This window comes from Chloroflexota bacterium (assembly GCA_040902225.1).
GTDB lineage: Bacteria > Chloroflexota > Limnocylindria > QHBO01 > QHBO01 > CF-167.
Genome location: JBBDXT010000004.1, coordinates 1 through 3,176 on the forward strand (window position 1 = coordinate 1; position 3,176 = coordinate 3,176).

3 protein-coding genes are annotated in these 3,176 nt (G+C 70.8%); all 3 read right to left on the bottom strand.

Translation table 11 applies throughout. From position 1 onward, the window contains the following. A partial coding sequence (locus tag WEB29_02255) for a recombinase family protein (protein ID MEX2135771.1) occupies positions 1–1,505 on the bottom strand: 1,505 nt, incomplete at its 3' end. A gap of 176 nt (positions 1,506–1,681) precedes the next feature. Continuing rightward, the gene (locus WEB29_02260) at positions 1,682–1,969 is read right to left on the bottom strand and encodes a winged helix-turn-helix transcriptional regulator (GenBank protein ID MEX2135772.1); all 288 of its coding nucleotides are present in this window, start codon (positions 1,967–1,969) and stop codon (positions 1,682–1,684) included. Then, positions 1,966–3,063 (bottom strand): hypothetical protein, encoded by a 1,098-nt coding sequence (locus WEB29_02265; protein ID MEX2135773.1) that lies wholly within the window; start codon positions 3,061–3,063, stop codon positions 1,966–1,968. Before WEB29_02265 ends, WEB29_02260 begins: the two co-directional genes overlap by 4 nt. Positions 3,064–3,176: the final 113 nt, after the last annotated feature.

The window sequence follows — 3,176 nt, forward strand, 5'->3', positions numbered from 1 at the left end:
GCGCGCATCGTTCGGGACGATGAGGTCGGAGGTTCAAATCCTCTCGCCCCGACCATTCCCACGTCGCCGTGCTTCTTCGCGGCCATTCCGAGAAGCCAGGCATAGTCGCCGCGCGGGTGGATGGCCACGACGCGCGAGCCGAGCAGATCAATCCTTTCGAGCATCTCGATCGCCGCCTGCTCCTTGAGCTCTCCGGGTACGTCGCCGTCGCGCCATAGGCCGCCAACGTCCGCAAGGAGCGCCCTCGCCCGCTCGAGCTGCTCGGTACCCGCTTCGCGGCGCAGCGGCCGGCGTGGGGCCTCTAGACGCCGCCACGCGCGGGAGAAGGCGTCCAGGTTGATCGTGCCAACAGCGAGGGCGGCCTGTAGGTCAGCGCGCCGGCCGGCGTTCTCGATCTCGACCTCGGGTCCGCTCTCCTCGGCCGGTAGCCGCATGAGGCGCAGCACCGCCGCGATGTCCTCGTCGCCCAGCTCTACCCGGTCGAACATCGCCGCGATTTGATCCTCCACCCCATCTGCGCGGCAGGTGAGGCTCCGAGCGCAGGCGGGGCGGGCCACATGCCGCAGGCGACGGATGCGGTTCGATGCGTCCCCGTGGTAGTGGCACCCACAGGCTGCGCAACGCAGCAGCCGGGCGAGTGGATACGGGCGCCGGCCAGCCTCGCCGCCGCCCGCCGAGTGTCGCGTGTGGCGTGCAGCACGCATGAGTTGGACGCGCTCGAAGAGGGCGGGATCGATTGGTGGCGGGAAGGGAGCCGGCCGCTCCTCCTCATCGGGTCGGCCGCGGTGGCGCACGACCCGCCCGGCGTAGAGGGGGTTCTGCAGGATCTCCTCGACGCGGTACTCGCTCTGCCCCAGCTCGCGACCGATCGAGGCGTCGCTGTGGGTGCCGGTGGCATACAGCTCGAACGCGCGCCGCGCTTGGTCAAGCTCAGGCCCTTCAACGGGCGCCAGCAGCCGGATCTCACCGAGCCGGGCGAAGCCCAGCGGCGGATGCCCACCGGGATCGCTGTAGCGCTCCCATTTCTGCTTGAGGCCGAGCGACACGTTGCGCGACAAGCGGCGCAGGTAGGCCGCGTCGCCGACGGCCTTGAGCCCTTGCAGCTCGTAGGTTTCGGTGTTGCCCGCGATGAGGCTCTCCGCGCAGAACACGACGGTAACGCCCAGCTCCTCGAGGCGGTTGAGGTAGACGTAGTGGTCCGCCGGGTTGCGGGCGAAGCGGCTGGTGTCGTAGCAGAGGAGCACGTCGAATGCGCCGCCGTCGGCGTCACCCAGCATCCGCTGGAAGTCGGTGCGGCGTAGGGTGTCCTTGCCGCTGACGAGGTCGATGTACTCCAGGCCGGTCGCCCGCAAGCCGTAGCGCTCGGCGTAGCGGCGCTGCTCAGCGCGCTGCAGATCCGGGCCGTAGCGATCCGCCTGGGCTTTGGTCGACTCGCGCAGGTAGCCGGCCCAACGGCGGTCGGCCAGGTCCTCGTGGCGCAGATCGGTGATCCGGTGAGCGAGCATGCGGCGGTCCTATTTCCTGCCCGGGCTTACGGGCCGTCGGACGATACCGTCCTTCGATCGAGGAAGGGAAGCCCCTTCTGCCGCTAACTTGGCTTCCACCATCCGCGCCAGGATTTCAGCCAGCCGCGGGCCGATCCGGGCACCGGCAGCGGTCGCCTGTCGGCGCTGCGGCCGCGTCATTCGGGTCGCCTCCGCCAGCGGTCGATGAGGTCGCGCGGGCTGCTCTCCACGAGACTGGGGCGTGCCTCCAGCGGAGCCATGACTGCGGCCCCGGCGGCGGTGATCCGATACCGACCGCGCTCGGGCGAGAAGACGTAGCCGTCGCGGATCAGCCTCCGCAGGCGCCGCCGCACCGAGCGCTCATGGATGCCCAGGGCGCTGGCCAGATCGGCGGAGGCCAACAGACCGCGTTCGCGGAACAGCGCGAGGATCGTCTCGTCAATGCTCGGCGCTGGGGTGGTCATCCGCCGCGCACCTTCAGCGGCGGGCTGGGCGTCCGATCCCGACCGGACCGCGCCGGAACCGGCAAAGCGGAAGCGCGGTCCACGGACAGCGGGGCGTCCGATCCCGGCCGGACCGCGCCGGAACCGGCCGGAGGACCGCTGCCTGCGATAGCGCCGGCTTCGTCTAGCCGGAGGTCTAGCGTCAGTTCCTCGAACCCGGCAAGCCGGTCGAACCGCGTCAGCTCGGATCGCGCCGCAGGTGCCGCTGGAACCGGGCGGGGCCGCGGCCCGTGCGCCCGGCGGGCGAGCGGTCCGCCAGCGGCGCATAGCCAGCAGTTGACCGGGTGCCGGTCATTGGGGCGCTGAATCACGAACCGCTCCTGACGGCCGACCTCCCAGCGCTGCCCGTCGGGCGGCACATCGCCATAGTCGATGGCCTCCAGCTCGTAGCCGAGGCGAGCCAGACGGTGGGCGACGAACAGCGGACTGCCGTTGGCTAGGTACCAGGTGTAGCCGGCGAGGCTCGCCCGCCATGTCGCACCACGCTGTGCGAAGTGGAGCGCCCAGCCGCGCGACCAGCTCGCCCGGCGGTGCCACTTGGGCAACGGCGGGAAGCCGAGCCCCTCCGGCGTGCGGCCCATCTCCTTGCCTAGGTATTTGGCGACGTACGCGCCGGCCTGCTTGCCCACCGCGCGAACGTCGGCGATCTTGCCGAAGCCGGCCTTGCGCGCCGCGTAGGTCAGCCACGACGCAGGGATGAACGGCCCGCGAAACAGCACGTGCAGGTGGGCGTGACCACGCTGCTGGCGCTCAATGACCGCGAAGTACTCGAACCCCGAGCGCCGGAAGCGGCGGCGCAGCAGCTCACGGAACCGCTTCCAGCGCGGTCGCAGCTCTGCATACGAGCGCGTGAAGTCCTCGTCGCCGGGCGAGGTGAGGGTCAGCATCCGGACCCGCTCGCCGGATTCGAAGCCGGCCAGCGCCCGAGCCACCATCCGTCGCCGCAATCGCTTCGCACAGTGCGGGCAGCTCCAACGCCGGCAGCGCAGGGCCGTGACCCGCACCGTGCGCCCGGCGAAGCCTGCCAGCGAGTCTTCTTGGCAGCGCCAGATCATTTGCGTCGCTTCCGCCGCCTGGTGGGCTTGGGGCGCGGCTTCGGTGCGGGTCGAGGGTGCGTGCCGAGAATCTGTCGAGAGTCAAGGGGAGGCCGGCCACGTGCCGTGGCCGG

Bases quoted from the DNA above. Each gene is read 5' to 3' on its own strand.
- WEB29_02260 (MEX2135772.1), bottom strand. From the start codon at position 1,969: ATGACCACCCCAGCGCCGAGCATTGACGAGACGATCCTCGCGCTGTTC.
- WEB29_02265 (MEX2135773.1), bottom strand. From the start codon at position 3,063: ATGATCTGGCGCTGCCAAGAAGACTCGCTGGCAGGCTTCGCCGGGCGC.